Origin of the sequence: Streptomyces hiroshimensis (assembly GCF_014650335.1) — a bacterium.
Taxonomy (GTDB): domain Bacteria; phylum Actinomycetota; class Actinomycetes; order Streptomycetales; family Streptomycetaceae; genus Streptomyces; species Streptomyces hiroshimensis.
Window position 1 is genome coordinate 286,534 of record NZ_BMUT01000012.1, and the last position, 20,421, is coordinate 306,954.

The 20,421-nt window shown below is 73.2% G+C and carries 17 protein-coding genes; 5 read left to right on the plus strand and 12 right to left on the minus strand.

The window, feature by feature from the left end:
* Positions 1–36: 36 nt before the first annotated feature.
* The 4 genes from IE241_RS26450 to IE241_RS26465 all read left to right on the plus strand — a co-directional run bounded on the left by IE241_RS26450 (position 37) and on the right by IE241_RS26465 (position 2,979).
* Positions 37–558, plus strand: a complete 522-nt coding sequence (locus tag IE241_RS26450; RefSeq protein ID WP_190024323.1) for a ribonuclease FAU-1 family protein — start codon at positions 37–39, stop codon at positions 556–558.
* 28 nt (positions 559–586) lie between these two features.
* Positions 587–1,147 (plus strand): DUF6368 family protein, encoded by a 561-nt coding sequence (locus tag IE241_RS26455; RefSeq protein ID WP_190024324.1) that lies wholly within the window; start codon positions 587–589, stop codon positions 1,145–1,147.
* Positions 1,148–1,251: 104 nt separating this feature from the next.
* Positions 1,252–1,794 (plus strand): signal peptidase II, encoded by a 543-nt coding sequence (locus IE241_RS26460; RefSeq protein WP_229899827.1) that lies wholly within the window; start codon positions 1,252–1,254, stop codon positions 1,792–1,794.
* Positions 1,795–1,986: 192 nt separating this feature from the next.
* On the plus strand, positions 1,987–2,979 hold the full coding sequence (locus tag IE241_RS26465) for a terpene synthase family protein (protein WP_190024326.1): 993 nt from the start codon (positions 1,987–1,989) through the stop codon (positions 2,977–2,979).
* On the opposite strand, the gene IE241_RS26470 is transcribed toward IE241_RS26465, so the two are convergent.
* The 4 genes from IE241_RS26470 to IE241_RS26485 all read right to left on the minus strand — a co-directional run bounded on the left by IE241_RS26470 (position 2,959) and on the right by IE241_RS26485 (position 8,640).
* On the minus strand, positions 2,959–4,785 hold the full coding sequence (locus tag IE241_RS26470) for a dipeptide ABC transporter ATP-binding protein (protein ID WP_190024327.1): 1,827 nt from the start codon (positions 4,783–4,785) through the stop codon (positions 2,959–2,961). The two genes, IE241_RS26465 and IE241_RS26470, sit on opposite strands and share 21 nt — an antisense overlap.
* Complete coding sequence (locus IE241_RS26475) at positions 4,782–5,774, minus strand: ABC transporter permease (protein ID WP_190024328.1); 993 nt, start codon at positions 5,772–5,774, stop codon at positions 4,782–4,784. The genes IE241_RS26470 and IE241_RS26475 overlap by 4 nt, the downstream gene beginning before the upstream one ends.
* A 6-nt stretch (positions 5,775–5,780) precedes the next feature.
* Entirely contained in the window at positions 5,781–7,568 is a 1,788-nt protein-coding gene (locus IE241_RS26480) for an ABC transporter substrate-binding protein (protein ID WP_190024329.1), read from the minus strand.
* 100 nt (positions 7,569–7,668) lie between these two features.
* On the minus strand, positions 7,669–8,640 hold the full coding sequence (locus IE241_RS26485) for an ABC transporter permease (RefSeq protein WP_190024330.1): 972 nt from the start codon (positions 8,638–8,640) through the stop codon (positions 7,669–7,671).
* Between the two features lie 413 nt (positions 8,641–9,053).
* Between IE241_RS26485 and IE241_RS26490 the strand changes: the two genes are divergently transcribed.
* Positions 9,054–9,509 carry a subtilase-type protease inhibitor gene (locus IE241_RS26490; RefSeq protein WP_190024331.1) on the plus strand — a complete coding sequence of 152 codons (456 nt, stop codon included), beginning with the start codon at positions 9,054–9,056 and terminating at the stop codon, positions 9,507–9,509.
* An 86-nt stretch (positions 9,510–9,595) separates the two neighbouring features.
* Here the strand turns inward: IE241_RS26490 and IE241_RS26495 are convergent, their stop codons facing one another.
* The 8 genes from IE241_RS26495 to IE241_RS26530 all read right to left on the minus strand — a co-directional run bounded on the left by IE241_RS26495 (position 9,596) and on the right by IE241_RS26530 (position 20,355).
* Positions 9,596–10,672: a S1 family peptidase gene (locus tag IE241_RS26495; RefSeq protein WP_229899829.1), complete on the minus strand. Its 1,077-nt coding sequence runs from the start codon at positions 10,670–10,672 to the stop codon at positions 9,596–9,598.
* Between the two features lie 461 nt (positions 10,673–11,133).
* On the minus strand, positions 11,134–12,012 hold the full coding sequence (locus tag IE241_RS26500) for a slipin family protein (protein ID WP_229899831.1): 879 nt from the start codon (positions 12,010–12,012) through the stop codon (positions 11,134–11,136).
* Positions 12,013–12,144: 132 nt separating this feature from the next.
* Positions 12,145–13,083, minus strand: coding sequence for a S1 family peptidase (locus IE241_RS26505; protein ID WP_190024332.1), 939 nt, complete (start codon positions 13,081–13,083; stop codon positions 12,145–12,147).
* Positions 13,084–13,311: 228 nt separating this feature from the next.
* Complete coding sequence (locus IE241_RS26510) at positions 13,312–14,130, minus strand: DUF1684 domain-containing protein (RefSeq protein WP_190024333.1); 819 nt, start codon at positions 14,128–14,130, stop codon at positions 13,312–13,314.
* A 5-nt stretch (positions 14,131–14,135) separates the two neighbouring features.
* Positions 14,136–15,449, minus strand: a complete 1,314-nt coding sequence (locus tag IE241_RS26515) for an NtaA/DmoA family FMN-dependent monooxygenase (RefSeq protein WP_190024334.1) — start codon at positions 15,447–15,449, stop codon at positions 14,136–14,138.
* A complete protein-coding gene (locus IE241_RS26520; protein ID WP_190024335.1) occupies positions 15,446–16,474 on the minus strand; it encodes an LLM class flavin-dependent oxidoreductase in 1,029 nt (342 codons plus the stop codon). The genes IE241_RS26515 and IE241_RS26520 overlap by 4 nt, the downstream gene beginning before the upstream one ends.
* Before the next feature lie 161 nt (positions 16,475–16,635).
* A complete protein-coding gene (locus IE241_RS26525) occupies positions 16,636–18,585 on the minus strand; it encodes an FAD/NAD(P)-binding protein (protein ID WP_190024336.1) in 1,950 nt (649 codons plus the stop codon).
* 498 nt (positions 18,586–19,083) lie between these two features.
* Positions 19,084–20,355, minus strand: coding sequence for a DUF5685 family protein (locus IE241_RS26530; RefSeq protein WP_190024337.1), 1,272 nt, complete (start codon positions 20,353–20,355; stop codon positions 19,084–19,086).
* Between the last annotated feature and the right edge of the window lie 66 nt (positions 20,356–20,421).

The following is a 20,421-nucleotide window of genomic DNA, read 5'->3' on the forward strand; positions in this document are numbered from 1 at the left end:
GGCCCCGGCGCCGCTCATGAGGAAGCCTCAACCTTCATGAGCGCCTCGAACACTGTTCTGCAGGCCGGAGATGACGTGACGGTCACCCTGGTCAAGGAGTCCCGGTCCGGTATCGGCTACCCCGCGGTCGTCGTGCGCGACGACGGCACCCACGCCGTCGTGCGCGCGCCGTGGGCGGCCCCGGCGGACCGGGACTTCGGCTTCGTCCGCTTCGAGCACGGTGACGTCTTCACCGAGCACTACTGGCGCGACCGCTGGTACGCCGTCAAGGAAGTACGCACCGCCGACGGCACCCTGAAGGGCTGGTACTGCGACATCACCCGCCCCGCCCGCATCACCCCGGACGGCATCGTCTCCACCGACCTGGACCTCGACCTGTGGATCTCGGCGGACGGCACCACGATCCTCCGCCTGGACGAGGACGAATTCGAGGAGAGCGGCCTGCAGGACCGCGACCCGTCAGCAGCACGCCGGGCCTGCGCGGCCCTGGACGAACTGGAGGGCCTGGCCCGCGCGGGCGGGCTGACGGAGCTGCTGGGCCAACGTGCCGCGGGGTGACGGGACCGATCGGTAAAGGATGTCTGCCATGAGCGGACCCGTAGTGGTGATCGAATTGGCCGGAACGGCGCCGGGCGTGCTGGTGGAGCGGCTTCGGGAGGAAGTACTTGCACTGTCGGACGGGTGCGAGGAGGAGCGGCCCGGGGAGTTCGGGATCGGTGTGCCCGTCGAGCGACTCGGGATTCCCGGTCCCCGTTCCGGTGCGGGCGGAGAGGGCGTCAGGCCGTTCGTGGTCTCCCTGATGGGGCCCGGCGTCGGCGACGAGGACCTCTTCGAGGCCGAGCACGCGCGGGAGCCCGGTGAGCCCGGCCCGGCGTCCCTGATCGGGTTCACCCCGACGCACGCCGTCGACGTCGTCGCCCTGTGCGGCAGCCCCGTCGACCACCTTGCCGCAGCGCTGCTGACGGCCCGCCTCATGGACGCGATCGGCGGGGTGGCGAGCGCCGAGCTGCGGCAGGACCAGGTGCCGGACGTCGCCGGGCTGCCCGGCATCGTCGCCAGGGCGAACGGGCCGTACCCGGCCGTGTTCGGCACGGCGGAGTTCCTGCGGGCCTGGGCCGGTCGGCCCGGCTTCCGCCTCGTCGCGTAGCGGTCCGTAGGCTGGAGGCGACAGCGGTCCCGTACACGGGGCCGGAGGACATGCGCCGGGACGTGACGGATGCGACCGGACAACGGACTTCGAGGTGAGTGAACTTGACGGACGCGGGCCGGGGAGAGGGCGCCACAGCCCGTCGGCGGATACCCCTGCTTCTCGCAGTGGCGGGTGCCGCCTACGCGCTCGACCTGGGCAGCAAGCTGGCCGTGGTCGCCGGACTGGAGAACCGGGCACCCGTCGAGCTGATCGGCAGCTGGCTGGAGCTGCGGGTGATGCGCAACGCCGGTGCGGCGTTCGGCATCGGCGAGGCGCTGACCATCGTGCTCACGCTCGTCGCCACGACCGTCGCCGTGGTGATCGTCCGGCTGGCGCGCAAGCTCTACAGCGCCCCGTGGGCGCTCGCCCTGGGGCTGCTGCTGGGCGGCGCGCTCGGCAACCTGACGGACCGTCTCTTCCGCTCCCCCGGTGACTTCCAGGGTGCGGTCGTCGACTTCATCTCCGTGCGCGGCTTCAGCGTGATGAACCTCGCCGACTGGGCGATCTTCTGCGGGGGCGTCCTGATCGTGGCCTACTCCTTCCTCGGGTGGGAGCTGGACGGCACCGGGCGGGAAGCCGGCCGTAAGAGCGCCGAGGCGGTCTGACCCGCCTGGCCTGCCTGGCCTGCCTGGCCCGTCTTCCCCGCAGACCGCCGCCCGGCGCGCGGCACTCCCCGCGCGCCCGGCCGCGCACTGATGAGCCGTTGGCGAACCGGGGCCGGGCCATGGATCCATGGCGGTGCCGGGGTGGAGGCTGTGACTCCCCATCCCTCGTCCTTGAGGAACGTCGTGTCCCCCGTGCCCAGTTCCCGGCCGCCGGTCACCGATCTCCCCGAGTCTGAGCGGGTCAGCCCGCATCTCGGCGAAGCCGCCGCGTTCATCGACCGGTGGGTGCGGCGCACCGGGCTCATCCAGTCCTTCTCCGCGCAGCGGCGCTTCCGCCGGGCGCGCTGCGTCGATCTCGCGGCGCGGGTGGCTCCGCAGGCCACGTGCCCACGGCTGCAGCGGACGGCGGCCTGGATCGTCTGGTTCCACGTCCTGGACGACCGGTGCCGCCACCCTCGCGGGGAAGAGTACGCGTTCGGATTCGGTGTGCTGCCCGACTTCCTGCCCACGGACGGCGGGCCCACCCCGCCGGCCCGGACGGCGCTGCAGCGAGCCCTCGCCGACGTGTGGCGGATGACGGCCCCGGCGATGTCGCCTGCCTGGCGCGAGCGCTTCGCCGGCCGCTTCCGCGAACTGTCCGACCGACGGCCGTGGGACGCCCTCGTCGCGGGGTCCGCGCTCGACCTCGTCGAGTACGTCTGCGGATGCGAACTCCCGCCGTCCGCACGCGAGCTGGCGTCGTTCCGGTCCGTGTCCGGGGCCGCCACCGCGGTGCTCGCGTGCGACGGCGCGGGACCGGAAGCGGAGGCGGAGACGCGGGCGGGGGCGGAGGCGCGGGCAGGGGCGGAGGCGTTCCGCGATGCGCTTCGGGACGCGCTCCGGGGCGCGCTCCAGCGATTCGTGGCGGAGGCGGCACGGGCCGGGCTCCCTCCGGCCGCGCTCTCGGCGGTGTCCGCCTACGCCCACGCCCTCGCGCTCTGGGCGGACGGCCGGCTGGCCTGGGCCCTGCACGGCGGCCCGGCCGGGGCCGCGGCCCCCGAACCCGGCGGGCACCGGCCCCTCCTCCTCGCCGAGGACGTCACCGGCGTCCCCGTCGACCTGCTGCGCCCACGGCGACCCGCGCCGCCGCCCGTCCCCTCCACGAGCGGCAGCGCGGGCACCGCCCTACATCGTGGCCGCGAGTAGCTCGCGCGTGTAGGGGGCCTTCGGATCGCCGAACACCTCGTCCCGCGGTCCGCTCTCCACCACGGTCCCGGCCCGCATCACCGCCACCCGGTCGCAGAAGTGCCGGACGACGGCGAGGTCGTGCGAGACGAAGAGCAGGGACAGGCCCAGTTCCTCGCGGAGGTCCATGAGGAGGTTGAGCACCTGCGCCTGCACGGAGACGTCCAGCGCCGAGACCGGCTCGTCCGCGATGATCAGGCGGGGGCGGAGGGCCAGGGCGCGGGCGATGCCGATGCGCTGGCGCTGGCCGCCGGAGAACTCGTGCGGGTAGCGGCCGAGATGGGCGGCCTGCAGGCCCACCTGCTCCAGCAGCCCGGCGGCCCGGGCGCGGCGCTCGCCCTTGTCCAGGGCGGTGTGCACCCGCAGGGGCGTGGTGACGATCTCCTCGACGGTACGGCGCGGGTTGAGCGAGGCGTACGGGTCCTGGAAGACCAGCTGGACGTCACGGCTGAGCTCGCGGCGCAGGCGGGTGTCGGCCGCGGCGCGGGAGATGTCCCGGCCGTCGAACCGCACGGCCCCCGACGTGGGGCGCTGCAGCCCCGCGAGAACCCTCGCCGTGGTCGACTTCCCGGACCCGGATTCGCCTACGAGGCCGAGCGTCTCGCCTGCGTCGATGCGCAGACTCACGCCGCGCACGGCTTGCACGGCGCCGCGCCCTCTCCGGAGCCCCCGGCGCCCACCGAACTCCACCCGGAGATCGACGACCTCGGCCAGCGGCGCGGCAGGACCCGACCCGGCACCGCCGGACTCCGCCGCGGAGCGACTCGCCGTCGCGGCGGACACTTCTTGCCCAGCGTGTCCGCCACCAGGGCGCGCCGCCCCCTTCCCGGCAGCAGCCGAGGTCGGTTCGGCACCACCGGACTCCGCCGTCGGGCGGCCCACCGTCGCGGCGGACTCCCCGTGCCCGGCGCCGCCGTACCCGGCGCCAGCCGGAGCAGGGTCGTCGACCGTCCGCAGCCGAGTCCCCGGCACCGTGTTCAGCGTCGGGGCCGCGCCGGTCAGCGCTCTCGTGTACGGGTGCGCCGCGTCGTTCAGGAGTTTGCGAGTGGGGCCCTCCTCCAGGCCCCTTCCGCCCCGCATCACGAGCATGCGGTCGCACACGTGCGCCACCACCCCCACGTCGTGGGTGACGAGCAGCACCGCCGTGCCGCTCTCCTCCTGCAGTTCGGCCAGGAGGTCGAGGACCTGCCGCTGTACGCGCGCGTCCAGCGCCGTCGTGGGCTCGTCGGCGATGAGCACGTCGGGGCTGTTGATCAGCGCCATGGCGATCATCACGCGCTGCCGCATGCCGCCCGAGAACCGGTGCGGGTAGTCACGGGCGCGGGCGGCCGGGATGCCGACGCGTTCCAGCACGGCCAGGGCCTTCTCCTTCGCGTCGGCCCGCCGCCCCGCCCCCGCCGGGGCGTGCACGCGGTACGCCTCGGCCAGCTGTGCCCCCACCGTGTGGAAGGGCGACAGGGCGGCCAGCGCGTCCTGGAAGACCATCGCGATCCGCGCGCCCCGCAGGGCCCGCACGGCGGAGTCGGGCGCGCCGACGACCTCCGTGCCGCCGACCAGGACGCTGCCGCTCACCCGCGTACGGGCCGGGTCGTGCAGCCCCATGGCCGCCAGCCCCACCGTGGACTTGCCCGAGCCGGACTCCCCCACCAGGCCCAGGACTTCACCGCGTTCCAGGTCGAAGGAGAGGCCGTCGACGGCCGTGGTCTCCGTGCCCTCCCTCCCCCGGAAGGACACCGTCAGATCGCGTACGGACAGAGCCGGCGTCATGCGAGCCTCACCCTCGGGTCGAGCCAGGCCACCACCAGGTCGGCGAGGGCCACGAACACCACGACGAAGAACGCGGCGAGCAGCACCGTGCCGACGACCGTCGGCAGGTCGTTCTGGACGACGGAGTCGACGGCGAGCTTGCCGACGCCGCCGAGCCCGAAGACGGTCTCGGTGATGAACGCGCCGCCGAAGAGCGCCCCGGCCTCCAGCCCGAGCAGCTGGACGAGGGGCCCGGCGGCGCCCCGCGCCGTGTACTTGACGTGCGCCCGCAGCGCGGTGAGCCCCTTGCCGCGGGCCGTCCGCACGTACCCCTCGTGCATCGTCTCGAGCGTCTGGGAGCGTGCGAGGCGGGCGAAGACTGCGGCGTTGACGAAGCCGAGGACGAGCCAGGGCAGCAGCAGCCCGGCGGCCCACGCGCCCGGCCCGTCGGCGAGGGGGGCGTAGCCGGGCAGCGGCATCAGGTCGGTCGAGTAGACCAGCAGGTACTGCAGGGCGTAGCCGAGGAAGTAGATCTGCACGCTCGCGCCGACCAGGGTGAAGCCGGACAGCAGCCGGTCGGTGGCCGTGCCCCGGCGCAGCGCGGCGGTGAAGCCCGCGCCGATGCCGAGGGCGGCGATGACCACCAGCGCCCCGCCCGCCAGCGACAGCGTCACGGGGAAGCGGTCGCCGATGGCGTCGAGGACCGGCTGGTGGAGGGTGTACGAGTAGCCGAGGCAGGGCGCGGCGCAGTCGATGGCGCTGCCGTCGACGTCGCTGATGACCCGGCCGGCGACGAGGCCGCGCAGGTAGTCGAGGTACTGGGCGGCCGGCGGCTGGTCGAGGCCCATGCTGTGGCGTACGGCCTCGACCTGTGCGGTGTCGCACTTGGGGCCGCAGGCGATGAGCGCGGGGTCGGAAGGGGCGGCGTAGAAGAGCCCGAAGGCGGCGGCGGTGATCGCGAGGAGCACCACCGCGGCCTGCAGGACCCGCCGCAGGAGGTAGCCGGTCATGGAGCCTTACGACCTCTTCAGGTACAGGTCGGCCGCCGCGATGGAGCCGTAGATCGGGTGGATGGCGGCGCCGCCGACGTTCTTCCCGCGGAACTGGGTGACGCTGGTGTAGAGGAACGGCACGACCGGGACGTCCTTCATGACGGACTGCTCGAGGGCGATGAGGGCGTCGGCCTTCTGCTGCGCGTCGCCGATGCCGGCGATGCGCTCCAGCTCCTTGTCGACCTCGGGGTTGCCGTAGCGGATGGGGTTGGCGAGGGCGTCGAGCTTGCTGTGGTAGCTGTCGGGCAGCAGCGTGGACGGGGTGGGCCAGTCGACGGAGTTGGTGGACAGCCACAGGTCGTAGGGCGCGGGTCCGCGGAAGACCTCGTTGGTGAACGCGGCCTTCTCCAGCGGCTTGGTGACGAGCTTGATGCCCGCCTTGGCGAAGGCGTCGACGAGGACCTGGGCGAGGCGGTCCTTCTCGGGGGCGTCGCTCTCGTACGCGTAGGTGAGCGTGTCGACCTTGGTCTTCGCCTTGGCGAGGTGCTCCTTGGCCTTCTCGATGTCCCCGGCGGGCGCGACGGGGTAGAGGTCGTACTTCTTCCAGCCGACGACGGCGGGCGAGGAGAGCGTGGTGGCGAAGTCGCCGAGGCGGGGCCCGCCGAGGACCTGGCGGGCCTGCTCGCGCGGGAAGAGGTAGTGGATGGCCTTGCGGACCTCGGGGTCGGTGACGCGGCTGTTCTTGATGTAGAGGTCGCTGGTGTAGGCGCCCTGGCTGCCGGCGACGAGCAGGTCCTTCTTCTTCGCGTCGCGCCGGGCCTCGGCGTAGAGCTCCGGCGGCACCTCGCTCTTGGTGGAGAGGGTGTCCGGGCCGGTGCCGCGCCCGTTGAGGACCTCCTGCGCCGTGTTGAGGATCTTCTTGCCGAAGGTGAACTCGAAGCGGTCGGCGTACTGGTGGCGGATGGGGTCGGTCTCCGGCTTCCAGTGCGGGTTGCGCTCCAGGGTCAGGCTCTGGTTCTGCTTGTGCTCGGCGATCCGGTAGGGGCCGGTGGCGAAGGGCCGGGTGTCGTAGCCGGTGCCGGTGTCCTTGTCCTTGCGCACGGGCGAGGAGGAGGACTGGGCGGCCATGTAGGGCACGTCGGACTGCGGCTGCGGGAAGCGGAAGACGATGGTTTTGGCGTCGGGCGTCTCGATGGCGTCGAGGCCGCCGTGCTCGGGCCCGGCGTACTTCTTCACGGCGGCCGTGCGGTCCTCGGAGCCGGTGAGCCACTCGGGCCAGTAGGTGGGGCCGAGTTCGAAGCCGGGGGCGAAGGTGCGCTCGATGCCGTACTTGACGTGCTCGGAGGTGATGGGCTCGCCGTCCTCCCAGGCGATGCCGTCCTTGAGCTTGTACGTCCAGGTGCGGCCGCCGTCGGAGGACTGCCCGGTGTCGGTGGCGAGGTCGCCGACGAGCTTGGGCTTGCCGTCCACGACCTGATACTGGGTCAGCTGCCGGCCCCACAGCAGGGACGTGCTGTACGACTCGCCCGCGTAGATCTTCTGCGGGTCGAGGTGGCCGTAGTCGCCCGCGTTGGCGATACGGATCGTGCCGCCGGTGCGGGCACCCTCGACGGCGGGGGCCGGGCCCCGGCTGTCCTTGGCGGTGCCGAGGGTGGCGGTCAGCCGCTGACCGCTCTTCACGGCGGCCTTGCCCTCACCCTTCCCCTGCTCCCCGCCGTCCGCGCCGGCACCGGCCGAGCAGGAGCACATCAGCAGGACGGCGGCGGTGGCGAGCGCCGGGACGACTGCGATGCGCGGACGGATGCGGGCCATGATGAACTCCGTTGATCGAGGTGGTGCGCCCTGTAGGGGCGCGGGGAACTGCGCGACCAGCCACGGACGACCCGCAGCCGGCGACGCTTCCTGCGGAAGCTCAGCGCGCGATCCGGGGATCGAGCGCATCCCGGACCGCGTCGCCGAGGAGGTTGAAGGCGAGGACGAAGACGAGGATCGCCACGCCGGGGAAGACCATGTAGGTCGGGTCGTCGTAGAAGACCTCGGAGCCACGGGAGATCATGCGGCCCCAGTCCGGGACGGGCTCGTCGATGCCGACGCCGAGGAAGGACAGCGCGGCCTCGGCGGTGACGATGCCGGGGACGGCGAGCGTGATGTGCACCAGCACGGGCGCCCAGACGTTGGGCAGCAGCTCGCGCAGCACGATGTGCCGACGGCTCGCCCCGACGGCCCGCGCCGCCTCCACGAACTCCTGCTCGCGCAGCGCCCGTACAGAGGTACGCAGAACCATCGCGAGCGGGACCCAGCCGAAGGCCGAGAACACCAGGATGAGGGAGGTGAACTGCATCCAGGCGGGCTCGTTCTCACCGGGGCCGACGAAGCGGGTCCGGATGACCGGGCTCAGCGCGAGGAGAAGCAGAAGTGTCGGAAAACCGAGCAGCACATTGCATACGAAAGTGAAGGCACGGTCGGCGAGACCGCTGAGATAGCCGACGGTCACCCCGAGGAGGACACCCGTCACGGCGATCACCGCGACGGAGGCGAAGGCGACCAGCAGCGAGGTGCGCATGCCGTACAGGAGCTGGGCGAACACGTCGCGGCCGAGGCCGGGTTCGATGCCGAACCAGTGGTCGGCGGAGATGCCGCCGCCCGGCAGGACCGGCAGGCCCTCGGCGCTGAGCAGTCCGGCGCCGTTCTGTCCGTAGTGCTCGGTGGCGTTCTTTCCGTACAAGGCTGTGACCAGGGGCGCGGCCGCCGCGAGCACGGCGCAGAACAGCACGACGGCGAGGGCGGCCATGCCCGTGCGGTCGCGCCGGAAGGCGCGGCAGGCGGTGGCGAGGGGCCCGCGGGAGGGCGCTTCGAGGGGTCCTCCTGAGTGCACTTCGGCCATTTGCTGCGGCGCTCCTGAATCGCTCCGGCCGCCGCTTGGTCATACGGCGGGCCTCTTTTCGGCCGGTCTGCGGGGGTCTCCCGCCCCGGGTTGCGGATCATTAGATCCAATGAATTAGGTAGCCGCAAACCATCTTTTTGAAGGCAGTTTTGATAATTCATCAAGGATTACAAGGAATCTTCGCTGGTCAATATCCCTGTAACATTAAATCGCCTCAATTGCCCCTAATCGGGCGCACATTGCAGTCGACCCCATCCTCCCGCGTCTCGTATGAGACGTGCCTCACACGAGTTCCGGCCACTACCGAGGGTTTTCAACCAGCGACTGAAAGTGTTCGACCGATGTGCGTTCATGCCCAACTTGGGTAAGACTTCCGTCCGTTATCTGCAGCCACGAGCAAGGGAGTGTTCGGAATGCGGTACATCACTGGGGGCATCGCGATGGGCGCCGCGCTCGCACTGGGCGGCGGCCTCCTGGCCGCCGGAACGACGACCGCGAGCGCAGCACCCGCACCTGTCCCCGCGGCACAGACGCAGAGTCTGTACGCATCCTCCGCCCTGGTCCTGACCGTCGGTCACGGAGCGAACTCCACCGAGGCCTCGGTCGACCGCGCGGTGACGCTGACCTGCTTCCCCAAGGCGACGGGCTCGCACCCGGACGCGAAGGGCGCCTGCGCAAGCCTGCGGGCGGCCGGCGGTGACTTCGAGAAGGTCACCACCATCAAGTCCGGTACGGCCTGCACCAAGGAATGGAACCCCAGTGTCGTCACCGCCGACGGCGTCTGGGAGGGCAAGCGGATCCACTTCGAACGGACCTTCGCGAACCCGTGCGAGGCGAAGGCGGGCAAGGGCACGCTCTTCGAGTTCTGAAGCCCCCCGCAGAGCGGCTGAACATGAGGCGGCCCCCGGACACCGTGGAGGTGTGTCCGGGGGCCTCCCCGTTCCCGGGATGTGCGTCAGCCGACGGTCGCGCCGTACGCCGCGAGGGCCGCCGCCACGGGCTGGAAGTACGTCATCCCGCCGCTGGTGCAGTCGCCGCTGCCGCCGGAGAGGAGCCCCAGGGCGTCGCTGCCGGAGAAGTAGGGGCCGCCGCTGTCGCCGGGCTCGGCGCAGGCGGTGGTCTCGGTCAGGCCGGTGACCTGACCCTCGGGATAGTTGACGGTCACGCCGGTGCGCCGGACGGTGCCGCTCTTCAGTCCGGTGGTGGAGCCGCTGCGCTGGACCGTCTCGCCGACGGTCGCGTCACGGGCGGCGGCGATGGGCTGCGACGTGCCGTTGTAGAGGTTCACGGCGCTGGGGTGGTCGACGGCGCCGGTGGCGGGGTAGCCCGCGATGGCGTAGTCACGGCCCGGGAAGACCGCGTTCTCGGTCGTCGCGATCTGCGGGCCGCCGTTGGTGGCGTGCCAGACGCTCTCGGCCTTGCCGCAGTGACCGGCCGTGAGGAAGCCGTCCGGCTTGCCGGCCCGCTTGACGTTGAAGCCGAGGGAACAGCGGTGGCTGGAGCCGAAGATCGCGTCGCCGCCCGCGATGTACCGGGTGAGCTTCGTGGACGTCCTCTTCACCAGGACCGCGTCCCCGAGGGAGCCGACGGACTTCTTCAGCTGCGCCAGCTTCGCGCCCGTGACCGTGGGGTCGGCGGTCACCACGACCCGGTTGAGGGCCAGGTCCGTGCCCCAGGTGGTGCCGGGGATCGCCTCGCCCGCATCCAGCGTGGCCTTGGCCGAGTCGAGCTCGGCCCGGGTGTTGCGGACGGCGCGGGGCTGCCCGCCCACCGCGCGGACCAGGCTTGCGACCTTCCCGTCGGTGATGTTGACGACGAGCCTGCCGAGGGTGGAGTCGTAGTACGAACCGGCTGTGGCGTCCTCCGGTCCGGCAGGGAGGGTCCGGGCGATGGCCGCGGCGTCGGTCGCGGAGAGCGCAGGGGCCGGGGCGGGCGAGGCATCGGCCTGCTGGGGGCTGAGGGTCACAGCCGCGAGGGCGGTCACGGCGACGGCCGCCAGGGCCGCGCGCACGGAGATCCATCTACGCTTCAACTCGGCACCTCCAGTGGGGGGTTGGGCGCCGCCACAGGATCACCGCGGGCCCGGAGGGGTACGACATGGCCCGCCCGTGTGTTTACAGAGGGCGCGTCCATGCCAAGTCGACCAGTCGAGTATCCCGGACCCGGGGAGGGCGCGTACAAGGCGGACTCCTCCTGCGCGCGTGTCGCATTACGCGCCCCAGCACGGGATGCGCGCGGGGGCGCGGGGTGTTGCACGGCGGGGCATGATTTCAACCCGGCGACCCGGCTTAGCCCGACAGGGGTGGCACCCTAGCCCGGCCGGGCGACACTTCCGGGTCGGACGGCACGCCGGGCCAAAGGCGCCGCCAGGCCCTTTGACACCGCCGCAACGGCGGGACGTCACACGGCGCGAACCGGCGGCGCCAGGCTGTCCGGCACCGCCGGGCTACGCCGTCGGGGCTGATCGCCGCCGCGGCGGGCACAGAGGCGGCCTCAGGGCTTCGGGTCGGCCGGGCCGGACGGGTCAGCCGGGCCGGACGGGGGCAGCTCCTCCGGAGGAGGAGGCGCTGACGGCTTCGCCGCGCGGGGCGCGTCCGGCGGGACCAGCCCCTGCTGGGCCGAGCGTTCCAGGAAGCGCAGGAGCTCCACCGGGAACGGCAGGACCAGCGTGGAGTTCTTCTCCGCCGCCACCGCCACCACCGTCTGCAGCAGCCGCAGCTGCAGCGCCGACGGCTGGTCGGCCATCGTGGCCGCCGCCTCGGCGAGCTTCTTCGACGCCAGCAGCTCCGCGTCGGCGTTGATCACCCGGGCCCGCCGCTCGCGCTCCGCCTCCGCCTGCCGGGACATGGACCGCTTCATCGTCTCCGGCAGCGAGACGTCCTTGATCTCGACCCGGTCGATCTGCACGCCCCACCCGATGGCGGGGCTGTCGAGCATGAGCTCCAGGCCCTGGTTCAGCTTCTCCCGGTTGGAGAGCAGGTCGTCCAGGTCGCTCTTGCCGATGATCGAGCGCAGCGACGTCTGGGACATCTGGGACACCGCGAAGCGGTAGTCCTCCACGGCGATGACCGCCTCCGCGGGGTCCACGACCTTGAAGTAGACGACGGCGTCCACGCGGACGGTGACGTTGTCGCGGGTGATGCCCTCCTGGGCGGGCACCGGCATCGTCACGATCTGCATGTTCACCTTGCGCAGCCGGTCGACACCGGGAATGACCATGGTGAAGCCGGGCGGCCGGATCCCGGGCAGGAGCCGCCCGAGCCGCAGCACCACGCCGCGCTCGTACTGCTTGACCACGCGGGCCGCCGCCGCGAGGTACACCGCCCCGGCGGACGCCGCGGCCACCGCCGCCACCACCAGATCCTCGACCATGGGAGGCCCCCTGCCGTACATCTCAGGTGTTATGTCCACGGTATGCCCGTATCGGGCACAGGGTCGAGCCCCCGGCCGAAGTGCGGACCGGGGGCTCCTGTGCTGCCGGACGCGAAGCCGGGGCGCGGGCCGTCAGCCGATCGTCACCCCGTACGCCTTGAGCGCCGGGCCGACGGGCTGGAAGAAGGTCGTCCCGCCGGAGCTGCAGTTGCCGCTGCCTCCGGAGGTGAGGCCGAGGGCGGTGGCGCCGGCGAAGAGCGCGCCGCCGCTGTCGCCGGGCTCGGCGCAGACGTTCGTCTTGATGAGGCCGCGGACGACCTGGCCGTTGCCGTAGTTGACGGTGGCGTTGAGGCCGGTGACCTTGCCGCCGTGCACACCGGTCGTGGAGCCGCTGCGCTGGACGGACTGGCCGACGGTCGCGTTCCCGGCGGCGGTGATCCGCTGGGTGCGGCCGTTGTAGAGGTCGACCTCGCTGGGGTGCGCGAGGGAGCCGTTGGTGTACTGCACGATGCCGTAGTCGTTGCCCGGGAAGCTGGTGCCCGTGGTGGGGCCGATGCTCGTGGTGTGCCCGGAGTTGCTGTAGTAGGGCGGCTTGCCCTCGGTGCAGTGGCCTGCGGTGAGGAAGTAGGCGGTGTTGCCCTTGCGCACGTTGAATCCGAGCGAGCAGCGCCAGCTCGGCGCGTAGATCGCGTCGCCGCCCGCGAGGAACGGACGGAGGGTGCCGGGGGTGCGCTCGATGCGTATGGCTTCCACCGCGGAGCCGGCCCGCTGCGTGATCCGGGCGATTCCGGCCGCGGAGACGGTGGAGTCGGCGGTGACCACGAGCGTGCCGGTGTCCTGGTCGACGGCCCAGGCGGTGCCGGCGACGTCCGCGGCCTGCACGGCGGCGCTCGCGGCGGACAGCTGGACGGCGGAGTGTCTGACGGGGGCCGATGCGCCGCTGCTCTCGGCGTGGGCGGCGGTGCCGGCGAGGGCGGCCGCGGCGGCGAGGGCGGAGGCGAGGGCGATACGGGTCGCGGTGCGGGACGCAGTACGGGGGGTGGTGCGGGGGGTGGTGCGCTTGATCCTCACGTTCTTCCTCCCGAGTGGGGTCGGTGAGGCGCAGCCGGAACGGGCACGCGGGATTCCACTTTCGTCGTGCCCCTGACAAACGCTGTTCGGGAGTATTCGGGCCGCGCACCGCCCGGCGCAAGAGCCGCCGGTCGGCGCAAGAGCACCTTTCGGACGGCGCCGGGCCCGCTGCGCGAAAGACGGCGCCGGGTCCGCTGCGCGACAGCGGACCCGGCGTGCCGCGCGGCCCTAGCCCAGCAGCACGCGCCGCTCCCCCGCCGGGACCACGATCGGCAGGGTGTTCCCCGGCGGCGGGCACGGGCAGATGAAGTGGTCGGCGAAGGCGCAGGGCGGCAGGAGGGCACGGTTGAAGTCGACCGTCACCCGACCGTCGACGCCGGGCGCGGGCGTCCGCAGGAACCGGAAGCGGTAGCTGCCGTCCCCGCTCGTGCCGTCGGCGAACACCGCCCACAGCGTGCCGTCCACCTCGACCCCGACCTGCAGCGTGAACCCGGAACCGGCGGCGGTGAACGCCAGTTCGCCGTCCAGGCCGAGTCCCCGCTCCCGCCCGTCGGCGTTCCGCACGCTCACCCTGCGGCGGCTGTCGTACGGGCGGAAGACGCCGGGGGACACCCAGTCCTCGTCGTACTCGAAGACGTCGATCGCGGTGAACGCCCGCCGCCCGGCCGAGCCGGGGTCGTAGACGCGCACCGCCCACAGCCCCTCGCGCCGTATCACCACGAGCTTGCGTCCGCCGTGGTCGGCCCGGGCCGCCGCGGCCGGGCCCTTGTCGGCGGTGAGCCGGACCGTGCCGCTCAGCGGCCGCCCGTCCACGGTGAGCCCGTCGGCGGCCGTGGCGGTCAGCAGCACGGCGCCGCCGCGCTCGCCGTTCTCACCGTCCACGGCCCAGTGTCCCGGGATGGCGGGAATTCGCCCCTCGGTGGCGTCGGCGATCCAGTAGGTCCCCGTAAGCGCGAGCGGCCCGTACGGTGCGGAGACCGTCTCCGTACGCTCCTCGTGCCACGCCTTCCACTGCTGCCGTGCGTCGTTGCCCGTGTCCGTGCTCATGGCCGTCAACTGTGGCATACAGGCAGCGGCAGTCCGAGGTGCTCGCGGAGCGTCGCGCCCGTGTACTCCGTACGGAACGCGCCACGCTCCTGCAGCAGGGGCACCACGCGGTCGACGAAGTCGTCCAGCCCGCCGGGCGTGAGGTGGGGGACGAGGATGAATCCGTCGGCGGCCCCGGCGGTGACGAACTCGTCCAGTTGTGCGGCGACCGACGCGGGAGTGCCGATGAACGACTGCCGGCCGGTCGTCTCGATGACCGTCTGCCGGATGGACAGCCCCTTGGCCTCGGACACGGCGCGCCACCGGGCGGCGACGGCGAGCGGATCGGCTATCCGGACCCGGCCCTGGGCCACCTCGCCGCCCGGGTCCGGGTCGACGGCGGGCAGCGGCCCGTCGGGGTCGTAGCCGGACAGGTCCCGGCCCCACACCTGTTCCAGGGCGAGGAGGGCGTTCTGCGGCGAGACCTGCTGCTTGCGGATCTCGGCGGCCTTCTCCTGGGCCTCGGCGCCGGTGTCCCCGAGGGCGAACGTCACCCCCGGCATGACCTTGAGGTCGCCGGGGCGGCGGCCGTACGCGGAGAGCCGCCGTTTGACGTCGGCGTAGAAGGCCTGCCCGGCCTCCAGCGTCCCGTGCCGGGTGAAGATCACGTCGGCGGCGGAGGCCGCGAACTCGCGGCCCTCGTCGGAGTCCCCGGCCTGGATGACGACCGGGTGGCCCTGGGGGCTGCGGGCCACGTCGAAGGTGCCGGAGACGGAGAAGTGCCGCCCGTGGTGGGCGAAGGGCCGCGGCACGCCGTCGGGCGTCCACGAGTCCCACAGCTCGCGCGCGGTGGCGACGAACTCGGCGGCGCGGGTGTACCGCTCGGCGCGGTCGAGGTATCCGCCGCGGCGGAAGTTCTCGCCGGTGAAGGCGTCGGAGGAGGTGACGACGTTCCAGGCGGCGCGCCCGCCGCTGAGGTGGTCCAGGGAGGCCAGGCGCCGGGCGAGTTCGTAGGGCTCGTTGAACGTGGCGTTGACGGTGGCCGCCAGGCCGATCCGCTCCGTGACGGCCGCCAGGGCGCTGAGCACGGTGATCGACTCGGGGCGGCCGACCACGTCCAGGTCGTGGATCCGGCCCTTGTGCTCGCGCAGCCGCAGGCCCTCGGCGAGGAAGAAGAAGTCGAAGAGGCCGCGTTCGGCGGTGGCGGCGAGGTGCCGGAAGGAGGAGAAGTCGATCTGGCTGCCGGACCGCGGGTCGGCCCACACGGTCGTGCTGTTGACGCCGGGGAAGTGGGCGGCCAGGTGCATCTGCTTGCGTCGGCGTGCCCCGGGGGCGGTCATGCGGTCCTCCTGGCGGTGGCGTAGCGGTTGGCGGGGCGCGGCAGGCACAGGTGCTCGCGGAGCGTGCCGCCGGGATAGAAGGAGCGCAGCAGGCCGCGGTGCTGGAGTACGGGCACGGTGCCGTCGACCAGCAGGGCGAGGTCCCGGTCGGGGTCCTCGGGCCGGAAGTGGAAGCCGTCGGCCACGCCGTCGGCCCACCAGGAGCCGGCCAGGTCGGCGAGGGCCACGGCGTCCGCGGCCGCGTACAGCGCGATGGGCAGGGAGGCGAGGACGACGATCCGGCGGGGGTCCCGGCCGAGGGCGCGCAGCCGGGCGTGCAGGTCGTCGCGGGCGGCGCGGACCGCGCCGGGGGAGGGCGTGGGGCCGGTGCGGATGTAGGCGACGTCGGCGTGGCGGGCGGCGGCCGCGCGCGGCAGCAGGCGGGTGGCGTCGACTGCGGTCACGGGCCGCCCCTGCGGGGGCCGGGGCACGATGGAGGGCCCCCGGACGGAGAAGCCGGGGCCCTCGAAGTCGACGTAGTGCAGCTTGTCGCGGTCGACGAAGCGGCCGGTGGCCACGTCGCGGATCTCGGCGTCGTCCTCCCAGCTGTCCCAGAGCCGGGCGGCGACGTCGGCGACGTCGGCGGCCTCCTGCCACAGCTCGTCGGCGGGGGCCGCGGCGCGGCGCCCGAAGTGGCGGGCCTCGGCCTCGGTGGCGGAGACCTCGACGGTCCAGCCGGCGCGGCCGTTGCTCACCCAGTCGAGGGTGGAGACGGCGTTGGAGACGTGGAACGGCTCGGTGTGGGTGGTGGTGACGGTGGGCACCAGGCCGATGCGCTCGGTGGCGGGCGCGACGCGGGCGAGGACGGCGAGGGCGTCGAGCCGGCTCTCGCCGCGCCGGGGCGGCCCGAGGGTGTCACCGAGGGTGACGAAGTCCAGTCGGCCACGCTCGGCGAGACGCGCGGCGCGGACATAGGGCTCGGCGTCCCGGACGCCGGGACGGTCGATGCTCACGGCCAGGTGCAGGGGCCGGATGGGTGCGGACATGAGCTTCCCTGGGGGTGTGGGGGCCACGGTGGGCCGGTTGATGCGGGTGGGTCCTCCCCTCTCGGGGAGAGACCGAGGTCTTACGGGTTGGGCGGGGGCCCGGGGGCTTGCCCCCGGGGAACGGGGCAAGGGGGGACCGAGGCCCTTCTCCCCGGCAGCGCTCACGTTCCGGTCCGGCCGCCGCGCAGCACCGCTCCCCCGCCGCTCCCGGCCCCGATCTCGCCCCCACCGCCCCGCCGCGGGCCCGGACCCGTACGCCCCGGACCCGTACGGTCCGGCCCCGAACGCCCCGAAAGCGCACGCAGAAAGCTCAGCGCAGCGCGCGCCGTGGCGTCGTTCTGGCGGAACGCGGGCGCGTTCGTCCCCGGCCGGGCGAAGGCGCCGGTCGCGCGGGCGTCGGTGTGCGGGCCGAGGGCGAAGCGGCGCGGGTGCGGACGCCCGTCGCGGTCCAGGATCCGGCCGTCCTCGGGGCTGACGGCCAGCAGGCCGGCGGGCGTGGTGACGGCCTCGGGGTGGAGGGAGCGCAGCAGGGGGTCGAGGGAGCGGGCGACGGACGGCGCCGGCAGCCGCGCCTCGGCCAGGGCGCGCGCCGTGGTCACGACGCCGGGCGCACTCGCGCTCCGCGCCCGGAACAGCCCGTGGTCCGCGTCGGCCGTGACGGTCAGGTCGGCGCCGAGGAAGCGCACGACCCCCGCGCGGGAGAGCGCGAGGAGCTGCCGCAGCCGGGGCCCGGGCGGCCCGGAGGCGAGGTAGCTGAAGAACCCGTGCCACCAGGGCCCTGTGTCGCCGAGGGCGGCGAGCTGCCCGTAGACGGAGAGCAGGCCGAGGAAGACGGCGAGGTCGGGGCTGTGGCGGGGGTCGTGGCGGCGGGCGAGGTCGGCCTCGATGTGGGCCCGCAGGCCGCGCTGCAGGGCCTCGGCCCCGGTGAAGCGGCGCCCGGCGAGCGGGTGGTCGAGCGCGGCCGGGTCGAACCGGTCGGCCGGCCCGGGCACCGCCGCGGCGACCAGCGCGAGGACCTCGGCGCTCCCGGGCCCGCCGGCGGCGTACCGCTCCTCGAAGTCCGGCCAGGGCATGCGCGTGCGCTCGGGGTGCGCGGTGAACAGCCGGTGGTAGTGGGCGAACCCGAGCTCCTTCTCGGCGAGGGGCCACACGTCCCGGCGGAAGTCGAGGGGGCCGGGCCGCTCGCGCAGCGCCGCCGCCTCGGCCGGGCCGAAGAAGCGGGGCAGCGGCGGCCGTTCACCCTGCCAGGAGTAGCCGATCTTCGCGCGGTACGGGACGCCGCGCCGCGAGCCCGCGTGCAGGACGGGCTCCCGGCCGGAGGGGCGGTAGACGAGTTCGCCGTCGCGGCCGGTGGTGTACGAGCCGCCGCGCCCTTCGGTGAGCAGGACCATGAGGTCGACGAAGGCGAGCCCGAGGCCGCGGACGATCACCGGCTCGCCGGGGCGCAGGGCGCTCAGGTCGCTGTCGGCGGTGAACTCGGGCGGCAGGTAGGCGAGCCGGTGGCGCGCGGCGAAGCGGGCGAGTTCGCTCTGTCCGGCGTCGGGGGCGGACGGCAGGTGGCCGAGGGCGAGGACGACGAGGTCGGCGGGGAGCGGTGCCGGGTGCCCTTCCAGCCAGACGTGCTGGCGTCCGTCGCGCGCGCCGGACAGGCGTAACGCGCGCCGGCGGTGTTCGTGGACGGTGACGCCGGGCGGCAGGGCGGCCACGGCCTGCTCGTACGCCCAGCGCAGGTACGCGCTCTGCAGGCGCCTGCCGGCGAAGCTCCGTCCGGTCAGGGCGCGCGCTTCGCCGGCGGTCGCGGGGTCGGCCGGGGCGGGCACCGTGCCGTCGCGGACGCGCGCCGCCCACTCGGCGAGCGACGGGCCGGGGCGTACGGGCCCCACGGTCCGCACGGAGGAGTCGGTGAACGCGGTGACGTCCTCGGCCATGGAGTTCATCCACAGCAGCGGGGACTGGTCGTGGCGCCAGACGCGGCCGCCGCCGGGCGGGAAGGGGTCCACGAGGTGGAGGTCGAGGCGGGCCCCCGCGAGGAGTTCGGGGGCGTTGGCGGCGATGCGCTCAAGGAGGCCGGTGCCGCGCGGACCGGCGCCGATGATGACGAGGGAGGGCATGCGAAGGCTCCGTGGATACGGGATCGGACACGGGAAGTGCCTTCACATCGGATGCGTCGTGCGCCGCGCGTCGTGCATCGTGCGTCATGCGTCGTGCGCATCCGGCCGCGCCCCTCAGCACGGCCGAACACCGAGGCTATTCCGGTGCCCTGGCCGACTGTCAAGCCTGTCCATACTCCCGTCCACATCGTGGGCAGGCCGTCTCAGCACAGTTGACGCGGAAACGGAAGGCTGTTCCACTTGGCGCATGCACTCAGGGCAACGGCTGGTCACCCGGGACCACATCGACTTCGGTCGGGTGTGGTCCGCGTCGTGTCCCGGCTTCCGTGCACTTCTTCCGGGTTCCTGCCGGGGCTGACCGCGCTTCCCGCGGAGCCCTCACGCTTCACGCCTCACGCTTCAGGCTTCACGCTTCAGCCCTTCACATCCACGGCGTTTGCGCCGCACTCCTCCCCTCGCTCATCGCTCATCGCTCAACCACGGGGCTCGCCCCCGTACTCAACAACCGCAGTCGCAACCACAGTCGCAGTCACCGCAAGATTCGCAGCAGTCACAGCAGTTGCAGCAATCCCCGCAGCCGCTGCAATCACTGCCACCGCAATCGCACTTGTGGCACCAGCCCTCACGATGCTGCCCGTCCCACGGATCGAAGTACGGGTTCCGGCAGCAGACCTGGCATGTGCAGAAAAGCGTGGCCCACACCGCACAGCCGGCGATCACCCCGCGCTGCCTCCCGCGCCGCGGCGGCTCCGGCGGCGCGCCGGGCGGCCTTTGGCCCGGCGGCATCTGGTCCGGCGGCATGACCGGGGGCGGCCCGAACGCGCCCTGCGGCGCGCCGTCCTGGAGCCCCGTGCCGCCGGCGGCGGTGGTGCCCGCGTGTGCGGAGTGGCCGCAGCCCGTCGTGCCGAACGCCCGGTCGACGGCGCGCTCCAGCTCGTGCGCGAGCAGGACGTGTGCGAGCCTGCTCTGGCTCTTGCTCGCGAAGTCGACCTCGCGCAGCGCCAGGCGGACGCCGTGCACCGCGTCGTCGCACAGCCTGCGCACCTCGGCGAGTTCGGTGCCGGTCGCGGCGACGGGGTTCCACGCGCCGGTCTCCGCGTCCTCCGCCATGTCCTCCACGGCGTCCAGCAGGTGCGCGAGCCGTCCGAAGAGCCTGCCCGCCTCTTCCAGCGGCTCCTTGTTGCCCGGCCGCCCGGCGAGCACGGCGGTGTAGCCGAAGGCCGCGGCGGTGGCCGTCTCGGTGGGCTCGGTCACCGTCAGCAGTGACGTTCCCGCACCGGCCAGCGCCTCGATGCCGGCCTGCCGTTCGACCGCGTCGACCAGCACGGCGGTGTCGAAACCGAGGTCCGCTCCCGTACGGGCACCGGCCCGGTCCCACTTCGCCGCCACGCGGCGCGCCGCCGCGGCCACCGGGCGGCGCGCCAACACGCCGTCGCCGTCGGCGACATGGTCGCGCATCTTCGCCGAGGCCAGCACCAGCGAGACCGAGGCGGCGAGGCGTGCACCCTCACCCTTGGCCACGGAAGCGGTGCGCATGCCGCGCAACGGGCACGGCCCGGCCGTGCGGCGCCAGGAGTTGGCGCCCTCGTCCGCCGGCGACTGCGCCTCCACCAGGACCGAGATCACCAGACCGTCGTAGTTGGTGGCCGCACGGGCGAACTGTCCGTGGTCGCCGCGCAGCGCGAGGCACAGTCCGCACAGATGCGCCATCCATTCCGTCCGCATGGCCTCTGACAACCGGTGCCGGCATGGCCTTATGATCCCGAACAAAACCAAGCCCCCGTGTGTGGTGTGAATGGACCCGGGCATCCTAATCACCTGACCACCCGACCCGAC

Coding starts and splice junctions, on each gene's coding strand:
- IE241_RS26500 (WP_229899831.1), bottom strand. CDS start 12,012: ATGGTCGAGGATCTGGTGGTGGCGGCGGTGGCCGCGGCGTCCGCCGGG.
- IE241_RS26515 (WP_190024334.1), bottom strand. CDS start 15,449: ATGACCGCCCCCGGGGCACGCCGACGCAAGCAGATGCACCTGGCCGCC.
- IE241_RS26455 (WP_190024324.1), top strand. CDS start 587: ATGAGCGGACCCGTAGTGGTGATCGAATTGGCCGGAACGGCGCCGGGC.
- IE241_RS26475 (WP_190024328.1), bottom strand. CDS start 5,774: ATGACCGGCTACCTCCTGCGGCGGGTCCTGCAGGCCGCGGTGGTGCTC.
- IE241_RS26510 (WP_190024333.1), bottom strand. CDS start 14,130: ATGAGCACGGACACGGGCAACGACGCACGGCAGCAGTGGAAGGCGTGG.
- IE241_RS26470 (WP_190024327.1), bottom strand. CDS start 4,785: ATGACGCCGGCTCTGTCCGTACGCGATCTGACGGTGTCCTTCCGGGGG.
- IE241_RS26490 (WP_190024331.1), top strand. CDS start 9,054: ATGCGGTACATCACTGGGGGCATCGCGATGGGCGCCGCGCTCGCACTG.
- IE241_RS26480 (WP_190024329.1), bottom strand. CDS start 7,568: ATGGCCCGCATCCGTCCGCGCATCGCAGTCGTCCCGGCGCTCGCCACC.
- IE241_RS26450 (WP_190024323.1), top strand. CDS start 37: ATGAGCGCCTCGAACACTGTTCTGCAGGCCGGAGATGACGTGACGGTC.
- IE241_RS26520 (WP_190024335.1), bottom strand. CDS start 16,474: ATGTCCGCACCCATCCGGCCCCTGCACCTGGCCGTGAGCATCGACCGT.
- IE241_RS26525 (WP_190024336.1), bottom strand. CDS start 18,585: ATGCCCTCCCTCGTCATCATCGGCGCCGGTCCGCGCGGCACCGGCCTC.
- IE241_RS26485 (WP_190024330.1), bottom strand. CDS start 8,640: ATGGCCGAAGTGCACTCAGGAGGACCCCTCGAAGCGCCCTCCCGCGGG.